We start from the raw sequence: 16,824 nt of genomic DNA, 5'->3' as shown, positions 1-16,824 counted from the left end.
TCCCGCCGAAATCGCATCTGCGCCTCGTGACTCAGCTGCGTAGGGTTCATCCCGCCTAAAGTGCGCAGAGCAGGCGTTCGCCTCAGAAGGCGACAAACATCCGCGTCGAGACTCTCGGCGTTCTATCACCGGTGTCGAACCTATTGCTCGTCAGCGGGAATGCCACTTCCACCGCACCGTTCAGCCGCCCCATCCCCACGCGAACGCCGCCGCCGGACGACGCTAAACTACCCCCACCCGGACCATCCGCCAGATTGCTGACGGTGCCGCCGTCGATGAAGGCATAGGCCTGGGCCTGCGACAAAAATCGGCGGGTGATCGCGCGCAGGTCGAGACGGGCCTCGGCCGAGCCGGCAATCCCTTCATCGCCGGTGCGTTCGCTATAATCATAAGCCCGGCCAAACAGGGGGCCGCCAAGGCTCATCTCCGCGGTGGCGAGCAGTGGGCGTGAGGCGATCTGCGCGGCGGAAGCAAGCTGAAGCGACAGAGGTCCGGCGACGTTCCGCGTCCAATCGGCCTGCACACTCTCGGTGACGAAGCGCGCGTCACCATCGTCGCGCGACGCGCGGGGATCACCGGCGCGGGTGGCGCCGAACATCGGCAGACCGAACGACGTGGTCACACCACCCCTGAACGCGCCTCCGCCCCATTGCGCGGCGGTACGCAGCGTCGCGCTGAGCACCGTCAGGCTGTCGTCGCGAAAACGCGTGCCGCGAATGTTCTGCTGATTGCGGATGGTATGGAGATCGAGATCCAGCCAGAAGCTAGCCGCCTTGGTTCGCTGCAGCGTGGCACTGTAGCCGATCGCGGCGCCGTAGGTCTTTCCGGTGAGATCCAGATAGCCAAGGTCCGCTCCCGCGCGGGTGGCGCCGTAAAACGCCGATGCCGACACCCGGTCGCCCGTCTTGCCGACGGGCAGCGCATATTGGCCGCTGAAGAACTGGAACTCCCTGGGCTGGAACGGCGTCTGTGAGGCGATGAGGCTAAGCTCGTCGCCGGCAATTGCGAGGGTCCTGATGCTGGCCAGTTCGGTGGCACGCCAGGGGCCGATCTCGTCGGTACCGCGATTGTCGAGCTGGGCGTACAGGGTTGTCTTGGCGAACGCGATGGTCACGAGCAGCACGCCGAAACCGTTTTCGCGGGCGTAGCGCGCGTTGACGACGGTCACGCCAGGAAGGTCGCCGACCAGCAGCAATGTCCGCTCCAGTTCGGCCCTGGTCACACCGGCGTGCGTAACGAGCATCGACAGCAGGCGATCGGCCGCCGGACTGCTCACCCCCAGCGAGCGTACCGCGTCCACTCGGCCCTCGTCGAGCGAGACGGTCAATGTGCCATTGGCCAGCGGCTGGGGCAGGATGGCGGCGGAGGCGAACACCAGCCCATGGGCGCGGGCAACCCCGGCGACCGCGCCGGCGAGAGCCGTGAGATCGGCCGTTTGCAAGGAGCGACCGCGATAGGGCCGCGTCACGGCTTCGAACAGGGACGGGGGCAGATTGCTGCCGGTGACCGTAATGGCGGTGACAGGGGTGGTTGACGCAACCCCGACATGGACAGCGTCGCCCGGAGCGGCCTGAGGCTGAACTTCGGTTTCGGCGGGCCGATTCTGTTCGCTGGGCAAGGGCAAGCTGCGCGTGACCAACGCCGGGTCGGTCCGGTCGGACCGGATCTGAGCAGGCGCCTGGTTCATCGCCACCGCCATGGCGATGACCGCTGCCGAACATTTCAAACCCTTGCGCATGTACCAACCCACTCCCAATCCTGCGGGCAGTACGGGGCGATATGTTTAAGATCGGTTGCATCCGTGGCGGTGCGTTCACCATTTCCGTCGATATTATCGCAACTTGGTATCCCTAGCGCCGGGTTCCTGCTCGGCAGGAGCATCAGGGGGAAAACATGCGTCGTCGTTTGATTGGTATCGTGATGGCGCTGTGTTCGTCCTCGGCAATGGCGCGCGTGCCGACGTGGAAGATCAGCGAGGCGTCGGGCACGGTGACGATCGTCCGTGCGGGTCTTTCGCGTGTCGCGAGCCGCAACGGCATCGTCGCGCCGGGCGATACGGTACGTACCGGCCCGGGCGGTCGCGCGGTGCTGGTGCGCGGCGGCGAGTTCGTGATGGTCGCGCCGGGGTCGCAGGTGCGCCTGCCGATCGACGAGCAAAAGGGCGCCATCGCCCAGGTGGTGCAAGACGCGGGCGACGTCCTGTTCATGATCAAGAAGATGGCGACGCCTCACTTCGAGGTCCAAACGCCTTATCTCGCGGCAGTGGTGAAGGGCACCACCTTCGGGGTACACATCTCGGCGGCGGGCGCCACGGTCAACGTGCTGGAAGGCGCCGTCGATGTGGCGACGGTCGATGGCGACGCCCATGAGGTGATCCGCCCCGGCAGCTCCGTCACGGTGGGCGCCGAACGATTGATGGCGCTGCGCGTGTCGGTAGCAGGGGTGGAACATGTCGTCCGCTCGAGGGCGGATGCCGGGGCTGCGCCGCCGCCCGCCGCCAAGCCGGCGGCGCCCAGCGGCGCGGCAGGCGCTGCGATCACCACGGCCGTGTCGGAGCAGCCGGTGTCGCTGGCGGTCGTCACCGGCGGACTGGTAAGCGACTATGCCGTGGCTGCGGCACCGGCGCGTGCCAGTGCCGGCCCCGGCCTAGCGTCCGCGGCGATCGGCACCATGATGAGCGGCACCGCGGACGGTGCCGTGGCAATCGCGCGCGAAGGTCAGGAGCAGGCGTCGGCTGCGGTTCAACTGGCCATGGTCAAGGCGGTTGCGGCTCAGGAAGCGGCTGATCTGGCGGCGAGCAAGGCTGCCGTCGCCGAGCAGCAACTCGCCGCGCAGAAGGTAGCGGCCGACGAGGCCGCACGCCAGGCAGCGGCTCAGGCCACGACACAGGCGGCAGCTCAGGACGCGGCGGCCGCCACGGCGTCTCAGGCGCAGGCGGCAGCCGATGCGGCCGCCCAACAGGTTGCCCAACGCGCGGCTGCCGAGGCGGCGACGGCGCAGGCAGCGGCAGCGCAAGCGGCGGCGGATAGCGCGGCGCAACAAGCGAGTGCATTGGTGGCCGCTGCCGCGCAGCGGGATGCCGATCAGGCCGCAGCCGCGGCAGCGGCGGCCGCTGCGCAGGCCCAGGCGCAGGCCGCGGCGGCGACCGCGCAGCAGCAGGCTGCCGATCGCGCCGCTTCGGATGTGGCCGCGCAGCAGGCGGCGGCCCGGCAGGCCACGGCGGCCGAGGCCCAGGCCGCCGCGGCGGCGGCGGCACAAGCCGCGGCGGATCAGGCCGCAGCGCTTCAAGCCCAGGCTAAGTCGGCCGCCGATGCCGCTGCGGCGGCGATGGCCGATGCTGCTGCTGGTGCCGATACGACGGCGCAAGCAGCGGCGCAGGCCGCCGCCGCGCAGGCGGCGCAGCAACAGGCGGCCGCGCAGGCTGCTCAGCAGCAGGCGGCTGCACAGGCAAGGGCCGCTGCCGATGCCGCGGCCAGCCTCGCCGCGGCCCAGGCCGCCGCGCAGGTAGCCGCAGCACAAGCCGCGCAGCAGAAGGCGGCGGACGATGCTGCGGCCCAGGCTGCCAAGATCGCGCAGGACGCCGCGGCGGCAAAGGCGCAGCAGGCTGCGGCCGAGACCGCGTCGCAAGCTGCCGCGCAAGCTGCCGCCGACAAGGCGAACAGCGATGCGGCGGCGGCGGCCAAAGCATCGGCGGCGCAAGCCGCTGCCCAGGCCGCGGCCGAACAGGCGTCGCGTGATGCCGCCACCAAGGCGCAGGCGACGGGGCTTGCCGCACAGTTGCAGGCGATCAAGCAGGCCGCCGCCGATGCTGCCGCAGCCTTGGCCGCGAAGGTGGCTGCTACCCAGAAAGCCGCTGCCGACGCCGCCGCTCAAGCTGCCGCCGCGGCTGCCAAGGCGGCCGCGGACGCCGCCGCCGCTGCTGCCGCTGCTGCTGATAATGCCGTCAACAAGGGCGGGCAGACCTTGCCGGACCAGGCGTCCGACATCGCCAAGGCGGCCGTCGGCAAGGGCAAGGGTAACTGAGTTTGCTCGCGGCCGCTGCCGTCGCGCCGACGGCGTGACCGCGAGGCATTTGCACGCCGGGGCCAGGTTGGTGACCATATCTTAGGGGTGGGTCGTCAGGCAGCATGCTCGACCGGAGTATCGTTTTGCGCTTTGCCGTTACCCACCGCCATGCCTCCGCCCTGATCCTGGCGGCGGCGCTGTTGCTCGGCACATTTGCCTCGCTGAGCGGCCTCGCCGAGCACCTCGATCGGATCCTCGATCCCCTGCGCGTGGCGGCGTCGGTCAAACCGCCGAGCGGACGCATCGTGGTGATCGACATGGACGCCGACAGCGTCGCCGCGATCAAGAGCTGGCCATGGCCGCGTCACCATTATGCCAGGGTGATCGATCGGCTGAGCGCGGCCGGTGCGGCGTCCATCACCTTCGACGTCGATTTCTCGTCCGCCTCCACCCCGATCGGAGATCGGGCCATGGCCGAGGCACTAGCCCGTGCCAAACCGCCGATCGCGCTGCCGACCTTCGCGCAGCAGGCGCGGTCCGGCGACCGCCGGTCGATCGACGCGCTGCCCCTGCCGTTGTTCCGCGATCATGCGGCGCTCGCCTCCGTCAGCATGCAACCGGACAGCGATGGCATCGTGCGCCGCGCGCCGTTCGGCACCGTCACCGATGGCGTGCCGCGGCCGTCAGTGTCGTCGTTCATGGCCCATCGATCGGGCAGCGCGGACGCATTCTTCCCGATCGATTTCGGCACCGACCGGGAACAGCTTCCGCGGCTGAGCTTCGTGGCAGTGGAAGCCGGCCGCTTCGCGCCCGCGGCAATCCGCGGCAAGGACGTGGTGATCGGCGCCACCGCGATCGAGATGGGCGATCGCTATGCCGTGCCTTATTGGGGCGTGATCCCGGGCGTGATCATCCAGGCGCTGGCAGCGGAAACGCTGCTGCGCGCCGTACCCGTCGACGGCAGCACCATGGTCGTCCTGCTGGTGGCCGCCGTGCTGGCGATGGGCTTGCTGGCGTCGCGCACGACACCCGTCGCCATCGCCGTCGGCATTGCGGCGCCCCTGGCGCTGTTCGGCATGGCGCTCGGCGCCCAGCTGGCATTTCATCGCCTCTACCCGCTGGCGGCTGGCCTGGTGGTGCTCGCGATCGTGAGCGTCGCGCGGATCGGCCTCAACCTGATGGCACGGTTCGACCGCCAACGCAGCGTCGACGAGGAGACCGGGCTGCCCAATCGGCACGCCATGGTCCGCGACGCCGCGCAGCGTGCCGCGGCGCCGATTGCGGTGGTGCTGGTGAACAACTTCAGCACGGTGGTGACGCTGCTGGGCACCGCGGCCGGGCACGATCTGATGCTGAGGCTTGCCGAACGCCTCGCGCTGGTCGGGGCGGGCGCGGTGTACCGGCTCGACGACCGGCTGCTCGCCTTTGAATTGACCGCGGCGCCGGCCGAGCTGCCGGAGGCGGTCGCGCAGGTGCAGCAACTGCTGGCCCGACCGGTCGAGATCGCCGGTCGGCCGATGGACGCTGCCGTCCACGTTGGCGTGTCGGGCGCCGCGGACGACATGTCGGTGCGGCTTGCGGCGGCCACCCACGCGGCCGGCCAGGCGCTCGACCGGCGGACCTTCTGGCAGCACAGCGACGTCGACGTGGAGGCGCTCGAACTGCGTCTCGTGCTGATGGGCGAACTCGATCACGCGATCGGCAGCGGCCAGATCGAGGTGCATTACCAGCCAAAGCTCGCCCTCGCCGACGATCGGATCACCAGTGTCGAGGCGCTGGTCCGCTGGCGCCACCCCGAGCGGGGCATGGTTCGCCCGGATCTGTTCATCCCGCTTGCCGAGGAAGCCGATCGGATCGGGCCATTGACGCTGTTCGTGCTCGGCCGCGTCATCGACGACCTCGCGGGATGGCGCCAGGCCGGCATCGATCTGTGCGCGGCGGTGAACCTTTCCGCCATGCTGATCGCCGAGCCCACGTTCCAGGCCGCAGTGAGCGAGTTGCTGGACGACGGCGACGTGCAAGCCGACCGGCTGATCTTCGAGGTGACCGAGTCGGCCACGCTCGCCAACCCGGAGCAAGCGGCGCTGCACCTGCGCGGCTTCCGCGATCGCGGGGTCGCCATCTCGATGGACGATTACGGCACCGGCCAGTCGACGCTGACCTATCTTCGCCAATTACCGTTGTCCGAGTTGAAGATCGATCGCAGTTTCGTCCAGCACGCTCACCTCAACCGCGCCGACGAGCTGATGGTGCGCTCGACGATCGATCTGGCTCACAACCTTGGGCTGAAGGTCGTTGCGGAGGGTATCGAGGAAGAAGGCTGCCTCAACCTGCTCAGGCAGGCAGGCTGCGATATGGCGCAAGGGTATCTGATCAGTCGGCCCTTGCCCGCGGGCGATTTGCAGCGCTTGTTGATCGAGGGATTGCGCGGCGCATGGCTACGCGCCGAGCACGGCGCCGCACCCGCGCTACCATCCTTTACCGCCTGACCGACCGCACGCTGCCCCTGCTGATCTTGCGGCACGCGGGTTGTGATGAACGATGAGCAAGCTAAGCGCGCTGATGATAACGCTTCACGCGACGGACCGGATGATCGAGGGCAGGATCGTGTCGCTTGCGGAGGCAACTGACCACCAACGGCTCGCCAGAGTGGCTGATTTCCAGTTGGTGACCCCTACGGGAGGGATCAGCAGGAACAGAGAACGGCAGATTTCCGCCATTTTGTCCTACCCGATAAAGCCTCGCTGTACCACTACGCTGTACCAGCAGGGTTGATGATGTGTCTGCTTAGCTTCCATTGGCTCAGACTGGAAGAGTGAAATGCGTTCATGCATCCAGAGAGCCCTGCTGCCCGCCAAGTTGTCACATGACTGCCCGGAGCCGATCCAGCTCTCATCAGTGCCCGGTTTCCGACCAGTTTGCAGAAATCATTCGTGGAAGCACGCCGGTGTGATGGTTAGTAAAGCCGGACCGACAACTCGGCATCATGTGGCACAGTATATCGGTGCATGGCGACGCAACTACTGATTAGTCCGATCTTTTGGCTAGGCGACCCATAGCGGTGAAATCAGCATTTGTCAGCAGCGGAAAGGTGACAAAGCTGGCCTCTTAGTGCAGCTAACGTCGGCTTGCTTGGTTGACAATGAGCATGGTTGAGCCCTTAGACATTTGGCTCGCTCGCCCGAAAGGGGCGTTAAGCTTCTGCTCCTTATGCTTGCCGGAACCATATGACCGACGCAATCAACACCGTTGAACTGGCCACTGAGCTAACGATTGCCTGGCTTGGCAATCCTAATACCCGGACCTCCGCGGACGATGTGCCCGCATTTCTCGCGTCGATGCACGAGGCAGTAAAGAAGCTCGACGCTCCTGATGCGCTCGACTCGCAGGCCGTTCCCGCCCCAGCATACACGCCCGCCGTGTCCGTACGAAAGTCGCTGGCGAGCAAGGATTTCATCATCAGCATGATCGACGGCAAGCCGTACAAGACGCTGCGTCGACACTTGGCTAAGCACGGTTTGAGCCCGGAGCAATACCGCGAACGATATTATCTAAAGCCCGATTATCCCATGGTCGCCGAGAGCTACAGCGAAGCGCGTAGTGCAATGGCAAAAACCATTGGCCTTGGTCGCAAAGCTGCTCAGCCGGAGCAAGAGCTCGCGCCTGCTGCACCAAAGGCGAAGCGCACGCTTAAGCCCGCATTTCAGGCTGCTACTGACACGGGCGGGAATGGATGATCGCTGCACCTGTCAGTCCCCGAAGCCGGTTCTAAAGCTGCTAAGGCCCGACCGTCTGCTTTAGTGAAGGCGAACAGTGCTAGCCGACATGGTCGAGCGTCGTCGCCTTCCTGAAAAGGTGGCCACTTCACGGCTTAGCGCCACTCGGCTCGGCCTAAGTGGACGAGCGAAGATCGTCCCGTGTCGTCCTATCGACGCTTTGCGTAGATCGTGAAAGATTGAGCGCCATTGCCCCCGCCAAACGAGGCCATAGCCGTCTGCAATCCAGCTTTAACGAGCGTGTTGTGAAGCTTTTCTCCCTGAAGCGCCTCCATCCCGACATTCGCATGATCATTTGTCAGGCCTTCGGGCATGGTGCCGCTGATCTCGCACAACGTTGACGCGCAGCTAACCCGAAGGTCATCCTGGCTGATGTAGGGAACTGGTCTCATAGCGGCTTTGATGCTTTGCTCGGACTGTGCGGCCCACTCCGTGTCGCGCGGCTCCGCGCGAATCCGTTCGTAAAGGGCACGCGGTTCTAAATCGGGATCAGGGAGCGCGGCGCGTAGATTGGCATCATCAGGAACAGTCGGGGTGCCTGTTTGGACACCTGCGATCCTCGGGCTGCCTTCCAAAGGCACGTTCGGCACATGATCAGCGCGTTGAACGGCATGAGTATCTTGCGAGCTTGTGCCTCGCACCACCTTCACGTCACTTTCTATTGGTTTAGTCGCAGGCTCCAATGATAGAGACCAGATGTATACACCCGCGGTCAGCGCGAGCCCAACTGCCGTTGCGCTCGCAACAAATTTCCGCTGTATGGCCACTCCTCGACTCTCCTGCCGCTCGAAGACGGTCTTCAGCGATGATGATAGCAAAGGCAGGCGCCGGTAAGTCGGTGTTCGCTTATCCAGGCTTCAGACGGTCCATCAGGCAGGATCGTTAGCCACCTTTGCCTTGCTCCTGGCCACACTGCGCTCAGAAATCTTGTCGAAGAGAGCTTTGGCGCGCTCCCCATCCTTTCCCCGGAGCGCAGCTTTGGCTTCGTTGAGAAGCCGGTGGTCACTTAATGCCGTGTTGCTCATTTCGACTCCCCGAATGGCGCTCAACAGGTTGGACTTGACGCTCGCTGCTGTCCAGCGGCCGCTTCGGGGATCGAAGATCATTAGGCTAGCGACCGACTTTGGTGGATTACGGACCGACCGCTTTGGGGAAGGGAAGGGCAGTAAGCGGCCCTTCGTTCAGGATCAGGCAGGCGGCAGCTCGGTGCCAAAATCGGTCGTTCGCTGACCGATGGTCATCGACCGAAAGCAGCCTGGCCGTTTCTCGCTTGGTAGCCCTGCGGCCAATGTCAGCCAGGGGTTGGAGTTCCTAGCTGATCCTGTGGAGGCGCAGCGTTCACCGCAGTGGAGACCAGGCTTGTCTTGCCTTCCTGACCTGAACGTCTGACTCCGGGAGCTGACGCCAGGCCGAGCTTTCGATATAATGAATCGAAGGGGATGTATCGGCGGTGATCCCGCGATACAGGTGGGGCATGGCATCGGCGCAACAACTTATTGGTCTCGTTAAGAGCCACGCGGAAGGTGACGCGGATCGGTTCTTCGACCTTGCGATGCAGCTCTCAACGGCCGAGGACCAGAAAGGGCATACGCGCCTAGCCGAGCAGCTACGGCAATGGGCGCATGCTGGGCAGCGTCCAGCGCAGGCGGTTCCTAAGCTGACGCCGATCGCTGCGCCACGCGGTGATTTGGCCCAGTTTCTAGCAGCATCTTATCCCTCGACCCGGCTCGGTGACTTGATCTTGCCCGAGCCGATCGAGGATGAGCTCGGGCACGTCGTCGTCGAGCAGAAGCTGCGGGAGAAGTTGGAGGAGAAAGGCCTCAAGCCGCGCCGCCGAATCCTACTGTCAGGCCCTCCCGGCACCGGCAAAACGCTCAGCGCGCACGGGCTAGCGGGTGAACTGCAATTCCCTTTGTTTACGGTCATGCTGCACGGGCTGATCACCAAGTTTATGGGTGAGACCGCGCAGAAGCTCAAGCTTGTGTTCGACGCTGTGAAGTCGACCCGCGGTGTCTATCTGTTTGACGAAATCGACGCGCTGGCCGCTACGCGCGGCGATGGCAACGATGTGGGAGAAGCCCGCCGCGTCTTAAATTCGTTCCTGCAGTTCCTAGACGAAGATACTGGTCCGTCGGTGGTGATCGCCACAACCAATCTCGCCGAGATACTTGATCGCGCGGTGTTGCGCCGGTTTGATCTCGTGCTTTCCTATGAGTTGCCGGACACTGCCTCGATTCGCCAAGCCCTTGAGCGGCGCCTCATCGGTTTCTCTACGGCACATTTGTCGTGGAAGAGTGTCACGGACTGCGCAAACGGTCTCTCAACCGCGGATGTCATCGCGGCCGCCGAAGACGCCGCACGCCGTGCGGTCCTTGGCGATCGTGAGCGTATCACCACCGTAGACTTGCTGGAGTCGCTGGAGCGCCGCCGCTCGCTGCAGGTATTAGGACGAGGCGGAAATGGCACGCGATCTACCGCACTTTCTTCTGCAGAGTCTGGGAACGCCGCAGCCGTTCCGGTCAAAGGGAGGCGGCGGGGGAAAGTCCCCGAGTGACGTCCTTGATCGCGCCGGGCACGCCCAGGCCCTGCTTTACGCGATCGACGCGCTACCCGCGGTCTCTGCCGAGCTGGCCGGGCTCTATCTAGAGGTCGGAAGCCGGCCGGGCGAAAAGCTGAAGAAGGAGAGTCTGGGGTCGAGCGGCGTCGAACTGTTGCGCGTCACGTCAGAAGTTGACCACGGTGTCACGACCGAGACCGCTACGGTATTTGCAACTGCCAGGGGCATCGAAAACCTCCGTAAGAAGGTTGAGCAGTTCGGTACCGAGAACATGCCGGACAAGGAGAAGGACGGCGTGACGGTGCCCGGCCGACCCAAGAACGCTGATCTGGTGCAGAGCCTGGCGGCGATCGTCGAAGCCGGATTGCGGGCGCTCTGGCGGAGCCCCCCTGAGAAGTTTCCCGCCGATAACCGTTCAATGCACTGGGAAATCTGGCTCGAGCCGAATCTGGACGAGGACTTCGTCACCAAGGCGGTAGGCTATGGCGTCGCGATCGGTGTCGACCGCCTGCATTTTCCCGAGGATACGGTAGTTATCGGCGAGGCCACCCGCGACCAGCTTGCGCTTGCCGTGCGGGGATTGGGCGCGGTCCGCGCGCTAGCGGCGCCGACAGTCACGGCGGACTTCTTTGATGAACTCGACATTGTCGAACAGGCCGCTTGGGTCGGCGACCTCGCGCAGCGTGCTAATTGGCCGGACGGCGCGGATGTCGGTTATTTGACTCTGATGGACACCGGTATCAGTCGGGCACATCCGCTGGTCCAGCCTGTGCTAGCTACGGGTGATCGGCATGCTGCCAATCCGGGCTGGGGCGTGGAGGATCTGAAGGGACATGGTACCGCGCTCGCCGGCCTCGCCTTGTTCGGAGACTTGACGCCCCGGCTCCAGGACATGCTTCCGATCACAGTGGGATACCGACTTGAATCAGTGAAGCTGATCCCTGACGCGGGCTTCAATCCGCACTATTTGTTGGGTGCTGTCACCCGCAATGGTGTGGATGCCGTTGAGGTGACCGAGAGACGACGAACCTTCGCTTTGGCAACGACGACCAGCGACGACACGCCGCATGACGGCGCGCCGACCTCATGGTCGAGCGAGATCGACCAACTCGCGGCGGGCGTATCGGGCATCGGCAATGCGCCACGCCTGATCCTCAACTCGGCCGGCAATACCGACGCGAACAGCTTCGGGGCTGGTCACTATCTTGAGACCTGCGACCACGCAGACAGCGAACTCGAGTCCCCGGCGCAGGCCTGGAACGCGATTTGTGTAGGTGCATTCACCGAGAAGACCATGATGCCGCCTGGGGAGGCGATAGCCGCTCTGGCACCTTTTGGCGATCTCTCACCCGCGTCGCGTACCGCGTCCTGGTCGTCTCAGTGGCCGCTCAAGCCCGACATCGTCATGGAAGGCGGCAACTGGACCTCGGCCATGCCTCCGATGACGCATGGTGCTCTCTCGCTGCTGACGACCAGTCACGAATATCCAATCCGCTCTTTCACCCTCTGCCACGATACCAGCGCGGCGACTGCATTGGCGGCACGACAGGTCACGGAATTGTGGTCGGACTACCCTAAGCTCTGGCCCGAGACGATCCGTGCGCTGTACGTCGCCTCCGCGCGCTGGACCGACCAGATGAAGTCGCATTTGCCCGCAAACCCGCCAAAGGGAGCGTACGCGCCGCTGTTCCGTCGATACGGCTATGGCGTGCCGGACATGGCGCGTGCGCGACGCAGCGCATCCAACGCGCTGACGCTGGTAATCCAGGACGAGATAATTCCCTACGGACTTTCCGAGCTTACCGGCGGCGATGTCCACAAGGAGATGCGGCTGTTTGAGCTGCCTTGGCCAGTCGCGGAACTGCGCAGACTCGGCAATGCGAACGTTACCCTTCGCGTCGCACTGAGCTCGTTCGTTGCGCCCAACCCATCGGAGGCGTCTCGTGGTTCTCGCTATCGCTACGCGTCGCACAATCTCCGCTTCAAGCTAAATCGAGCCGACGAGAAGGCCGAGCAATTCCTTGCGCGCATCAGCAAACTGGCCGATCCCGTTGAAGGCCCAAAGAGCGAGGAGGACGACAGCTGGGAGTTCGGCAGTGTCCGGCGCGACGTGGGCTCGCTGCACATCGATCAACTGACCGGCAAGGCGTCCGATCTCGCGCGTCGCAATCTGATCGCTGTCCATCCGGTCGCAGGCTGGTGGAAAAACAAGGCTCTGCTCAAAGGCGAGCTACCCAAGGCCCGCTTCGCGTTAATCGTTGAGATTGATGCCGAGAACATCGAAGCCGAGCTCTACGCCGAGGTTCAGACCAGCATCGCAGCGATGGCGCAGGTGCAGGCTCAGGCGCAAATCCAGATTATCACTTGATAGGCAGCCCGCAGTGATCGGGAACATACCGTTGCCCGCCCGGACGTTATCAAATCCGTCAATCCGCCGGCTGAACGAATGGCTGAAGTTTGGAAGCAACCGCAGCCCAATGAATGGCCGATTATGGGTCCAGGCCGCTTAGAACCGCCAGTCGGCTCGCGCCCCCTAGCAGACGTCCCGCAAAGAGGGCACGCTCGGGCGCTTATGTATCGCTTTGCTACTTTCCTGCTGCCGTTGCTCGCTGGCTGCGGCCTGCTCGACGGGCCGTCTCGAGATGAGGTTGCGTGGGCCAACTCACCCGATGGTCGCACCCATGCGATCCTGCTGGAAACGGCGGGGCGACAACCTCATTCGGATACGTCATCGAGCTTCATCCGGCAGATCACCAGGGTGAACGGCCGGTGAGCGCGGGCACCTTGTACGGTGCCGTCCGAAGCGACTGCGCCTATGGTGTCGATCTTCATTGGCTTAATCCCACGGCCTTGGCGGTTCGCTTCGAGAGCGCCAAGCAGGTTGACGTTCCAACGTCGGTGTCGGTCGGCGGGCGCCAGGTTCGTGTTATCGCGCAAGCTGGTCACAGGAACGACGCTGCTCCGTGCGGTGGGATGGCGGCCAGCGCGGCGACGGGCAACGTCCGCTAACGCCCTTAGTCGCCGTCTAGTGGCTGTGGCAGTAGCGGCGGTGTGCTATCGGCGTAGGTAAGCCAGTTGCGCCAGATGGTCATGGTCCGAGCCCGGGTGATCCTCATCTGGCAGCCGAGCGCCATGGCACCGCGGATCGTTCCGCCCTTCCACCATTCGTAAACTGCATTGCACTCAGCATCACGATAAACGATCCAAGCTCGCTCCGACGCACGCAGATGGGTAATCCCTACGGTTTGCTGATCCTTCGCCAACCGCGCCACCGCGGCGGTGTAGTAGCGGTTCAGTTCGGCATCGGCACGTGCTAGATCAGCGGCAAGGCACCGCTCAACCTCCGGAGTAGTCGTGCCTCCGCACGGACCAGCGACCGCAATCAGCAGTAGCAGAGCAACGATGTCAGTCATATGTTGCCTCCTCCAATCGCAGCCTGACGAAATCACCTGTCTTGTAGAGCTTGGTCGGCGTTGATGCCGCATGTCGAGTTGCAGCGGCAACGTCCCCTTCCCACCCACCTATTCCCCTTCGGCAGGTCCAATGTGCTCGCTTGAACCTGCCCTTTGGTGGACATTAACCAGCGGCGGGTTTCGGGAAGCGGGCAGGGCGGCCCAAATGGCTACTTCTGGGTCTTTGCAGCAGAGGATTTGACCTGCCGCGCTGCCAACATTCGGCGTCTGAACGGGCATTGCATGCACCGACGTTCGATCGCTCGGCCAACCAGAGCGTCACGGCTACCGGGCCTTATCGACACGCTACTTCGTCTGTCCGAACCAAACAGCCGCGATGACGCTTCCCGAAAGTGGCACCAGTAATTAGAGCGGTCACGAGAGTGGAGTGACACGTGCCTGAGAAAGTACCGTCCGAACAACGTCAGAGGGACGAACAGCGGATCTCGACCGAGATCGCGGGCATCGACCGGCATACCGATCCATTCGTCGCCGCTGTGCATGCGACGCGTATGCCGATGATCATCACCAACCCTCGGCTATCCGATAATCCAGTGGTGTTCGCCAACGACTCCTTCTGTAGGCTGACTGGGTACAGCCGCGAGGAGATCGTCGGCCGCAACTGCCGCTTTCTCCAGGGACCGGAGACGGACCCTGAGACCGTTCGCGCGATCCACGACGCCGTTGAGCGGGTTGAGGCGCTTGAGATAGACATTCGCAACCATCGCAAGGATGGAGAGCCGTTCTGGAACAGGCTGCTGATGGCGCCAGTCTTCGATGCGGATCAGCAGCTCGCGTACTTCTTCGCGAGCCAGGTGGACGTCACCCTCGAGCGGGAGAGGCTCGCCGGCCTTCAAAACGACAATGCCGCGCTGATGGCGGAGCTTACCACGCGGTTGCGCACTCAGCAGGAGCGCGAGCGCGAGCTGGATTTCGCCCTGAAGGCAGGCCGGTTCGGTACCTGGAGCCTTGACCTCCACAATCATGCGCTGACATCGTCCAACCAGTGCAAGGCGCTGTTCGGGCTGTCACCGGCAACGCCGTTCACCTTCGAAGACCGCATGGCAGCGGTGATCGAAGAGGACAGGGAACGCGCTAACCAGGCACTCGAGCAGACCATTGCCAATGGCACTGATTATGAGGTCGAGTACCGAATTCTGCTGCCCGACGGTACTGTGCGGTGGCTCGCAACTCGCGGCCAGGCCTTTTCGGATGCGGAAGGCCGGCCGCAGCGGCTCGCAGGCGTTTCGCTCGACATCACCGCAGTAAAACGCGCCGAGCGTCGCCGTCTGGCGCTGGCCGAGCTAAGCGATACACTACGGGATCTCGATGACGCGACCGACATTTCGTTCGTGGCGGCCGAGGTCCTCGGACGTACGCTCGAAGTCAGTCGGGCGGGATACGGTACGGTCTTCCGCGCCACGGAGACGATCACCATCGAGCGGGACTGGAACGCGCCCGGTATCGCGACCCTTGCCGGCACGCTCTCATTCCGTGCTTATGGCTCGTATATTGAAGATTTGAAGCGGGGCGAAACCGTCATTGTCGAAGACGCTCGCACCGACCCGCGCACGACCGCGACAGCAGGACCGCTTGAAGAGATCGCGGCAAGATCGTTTATCAATATGCCGGTCTCCGAGCAGGGCGAGATGGTGGCTCTGCTGTTCGTCAATCACGATCGCCGGCGAACCTGGCAGCCCGAAGAGCTCGACTTCATGCGGGAGGTTGCGGAACGCACCCACGTCGCGACGGAGCGGCGGCGTGTTGAGCGCGAACTGGCCGAGTTGGCGGCATCCCTCGAACAGCAGGTCGCGCACCGAACAGCTGAGTTGATGACTGCGGAGGAGGCGCTGCGTCAGTCGCAGAAGATGGAAGCGGTCGGGCAGCTTACGGGTGGTCTCGCCCACGACTTCAACAATCTTCTGACGGTGATCCGCGGATCGGTCGATCTGCTGCGCCGCCCTGACATATCGGAAGCACGACGGGATCGGTACATCGAGGCGATTGCCGACACGGCAGATCGAGCATCGCGGCTCACCAGCCAGTTGCTCGCCTTCGCGCGGCGGCAGGCGCTGAAGCCGGAAACGTTCGACGTTTGCGATAGCGTCCGGGTCATCCAGCCGATGATCCGGACACTGGTGGGGTCACGCATCGCGATTACCGTCGAAGCTCCGGACTACCCATGCATCATCGACGCCGACCGCAGCCAGTTCGATACGGCGCTTGTCAACATGGCGGTCAACGCGCGTGATGCGATGGCGGGCGAGGGTTCGTTGACAATGACCGTCGCCATGGTCGACGGGATGCCGGCGGTTCGGGCCCATCCGGCGGTGGAGGGCTGCTTCGTCACGATCTCGGTATGCGACACGGGTAGCGGGATCGCACCCGACAAATTCGACAAGATTTTTGAGCCGTTCTTCACGACCAAGGGAGTTGGCGAAGGAACTGGGCTGGGGCTTAGCCAGGTGTTCGGGTTTACCAAGCAGTCAGGCGGGGATGTCGTTGTTGAGAGCGATGAGGGCAGCGGAGCAACCTTCATCATGTATCTTCCAGCGTCACTCGGCGACGCCGACGTCGATGCGGTCACTTCCGATGCTGGGCCGGCGTTGGCCGCAGGCGCCTGCATCCTCGTGGTCGAGGACAGTCCGGAAGTCGGTACCTTCGCTACCGAAGCACTTAGTGAGATGGGCTACGAGGCTATCTTGGCATGCGATGGCAAAACGGCGTTGGAACGGCTTCGCGACAATCGTGCTAAGTACGACGTTGTGTTCTCGGATGTCGTGATGCCCGGCATGAGCGGCGTCGAGCTCGGGCAGGAGCTCCGCAAGCTCTACCCCGATCTCCCGGTTATTCTCACCAGCGGTTATAGCAGCGTGCTGGCGGAACGGGGCACCCACGGCTTTGAGCTGCTGCATAAACCCTACTCGGTCGACGAGCTCGCCAAGGTGCTGCGGAAGGTGACAGACAGGCAATGACTGCTCAGGCGCTCGGTTGATCCGCGAGTAACTGGAGCAGGCCAAGCAAGATGAACAGG

The 16,824-nt window shown here is 64.0% G+C and carries 10 protein-coding genes; 6 read left to right on the top strand and 4 right to left on the bottom strand.

Annotation, left to right across the window (positions count from 1 at the left end; genetic code table 11):
* Nucleotides 1–82: 82 nt before the first annotated feature.
* Entirely contained in the window at nt 83–1,738 is a 1,656-nt protein-coding gene (locus OXR60_RS07265) for a ShlB/FhaC/HecB family hemolysin secretion/activation protein (protein WP_267395139.1), read from the bottom strand.
* Nucleotides 1,739–1,893: 155 nt separating this feature from the next.
* Between OXR60_RS07265 and OXR60_RS07260 the strand changes: the two genes are divergently transcribed.
* From OXR60_RS07260 to OXR60_RS07250, 3 genes are all read left to right on the top strand, one after another.
* Nucleotides 1,894–4,023, top strand: coding sequence for a FecR family protein (locus tag OXR60_RS07260; protein ID WP_267395138.1), 2,130 nt, complete (start codon nt 1,894–1,896; stop codon nt 4,021–4,023).
* A 125-nt stretch (nt 4,024–4,148) separates the two neighbouring features.
* Complete coding sequence (locus OXR60_RS07255) at nt 4,149–6,494, top strand: EAL domain-containing protein (protein WP_267395137.1); 2,346 nt, start codon at nt 4,149–4,151, stop codon at nt 6,492–6,494.
* A gap of 738 nt (nt 6,495–7,232) precedes the next feature.
* Nucleotides 7,233–7,742, top strand: a complete 510-nt coding sequence (locus tag OXR60_RS07250) for a MucR family transcriptional regulator (RefSeq protein WP_267395136.1) — start codon at nt 7,233–7,235, stop codon at nt 7,740–7,742.
* Nucleotides 7,743–7,930: 188 nt separating this feature from the next.
* Here the strand turns inward: OXR60_RS07250 and OXR60_RS07245 are convergent, their stop codons facing one another.
* Both OXR60_RS07245 and OXR60_RS07240 read right to left on the bottom strand, forming a co-directional pair.
* Complete coding sequence (locus OXR60_RS07245; protein ID WP_267395135.1) at nt 7,931–8,431, bottom strand: hypothetical protein; 501 nt, start codon at nt 8,429–8,431, stop codon at nt 7,931–7,933.
* Between the two features lie 219 nt (nt 8,432–8,650).
* Entirely contained in the window at nt 8,651–8,887 is a 237-nt protein-coding gene (locus tag OXR60_RS07240) for a hypothetical protein (RefSeq protein ID WP_267395134.1), read from the bottom strand.
* Between the two features lie 368 nt (nt 8,888–9,255).
* Between OXR60_RS07240 and OXR60_RS07235 the strand changes: the two genes are divergently transcribed.
* Entirely contained in the window at nt 9,256–10,335 is a 1,080-nt protein-coding gene (locus OXR60_RS07235; protein WP_267395133.1) for an ATP-binding protein, read from the top strand.
* Nucleotides 10,241–12,706 (top strand): S8 family peptidase, encoded by a 2,466-nt coding sequence (locus OXR60_RS07230; RefSeq protein ID WP_267395132.1) that lies wholly within the window; start codon nt 10,241–10,243, stop codon nt 12,704–12,706. Before OXR60_RS07235 ends, OXR60_RS07230 begins: the two co-directional genes overlap by 95 nt.
* A 646-nt stretch (nt 12,707–13,352) precedes the next feature.
* Here the strand turns inward: OXR60_RS07230 and OXR60_RS07225 are convergent.
* Nucleotides 13,353–13,751 carry a lysozyme inhibitor LprI family protein gene (locus OXR60_RS07225; RefSeq protein WP_267395131.1) on the bottom strand — a complete coding sequence of 133 codons (399 nt, stop codon included), beginning with the start codon at nt 13,749–13,751 and terminating at the stop codon, nt 13,353–13,355.
* Between the two features lie 434 nt (nt 13,752–14,185).
* Between OXR60_RS07225 and OXR60_RS07220 the strand changes: the two genes are divergently transcribed.
* Nucleotides 14,186–16,765 carry a PAS domain-containing protein gene (locus OXR60_RS07220; RefSeq protein ID WP_267395130.1) on the top strand — a complete coding sequence of 860 codons (2,580 nt, stop codon included), beginning with the start codon at nt 14,186–14,188 and terminating at the stop codon, nt 16,763–16,765.
* Nucleotides 16,766–16,824 lie beyond the last annotated feature (59 nt).

Source organism: Sphingomonas sp. GC_Shp_5, from assembly GCF_026540855.1.
Classification (GTDB): Bacteria; Pseudomonadota; Alphaproteobacteria; order Sphingomonadales; family Sphingomonadaceae; genus Sphingomonas.
Note: the sequence above shows the minus strand (reverse complement) of the source record. Positions and strands in the feature narration are given on the sequence as shown.

Bases quoted from the DNA above. Each gene is read 5' to 3' on its own strand.
- OXR60_RS07265 (WP_267395139.1), bottom strand. From the start codon at position 1,738: ATGCGCAAGGGTTTGAAATGTTCGGCAGCGGTCATCGCCATGGCGGTG.
- OXR60_RS07260 (WP_267395138.1), top strand. From the start codon at position 1,894: ATGCGTCGTCGTTTGATTGGTATCGTGATGGCGCTGTGTTCGTCCTCG.
- OXR60_RS07250 (WP_267395136.1), top strand. From the start codon at position 7,233: ATGACCGACGCAATCAACACCGTTGAACTGGCCACTGAGCTAACGATT.
- OXR60_RS07240 (WP_267395134.1), bottom strand. From the start codon at position 8,887: ATGATCTTCGATCCCCGAAGCGGCCGCTGGACAGCAGCGAGCGTCAAG.
- OXR60_RS07235 (WP_267395133.1), top strand. From the start codon at position 9,256: ATGGCATCGGCGCAACAACTTATTGGTCTCGTTAAGAGCCACGCGGAA.
- OXR60_RS07230 (WP_267395132.1), top strand. From the start codon at position 10,241: ATGGCACGCGATCTACCGCACTTTCTTCTGCAGAGTCTGGGAACGCCG.
- OXR60_RS07225 (WP_267395131.1), bottom strand. From the start codon at position 13,751: ATGACTGACATCGTTGCTCTGCTACTGCTGATTGCGGTCGCTGGTCCG.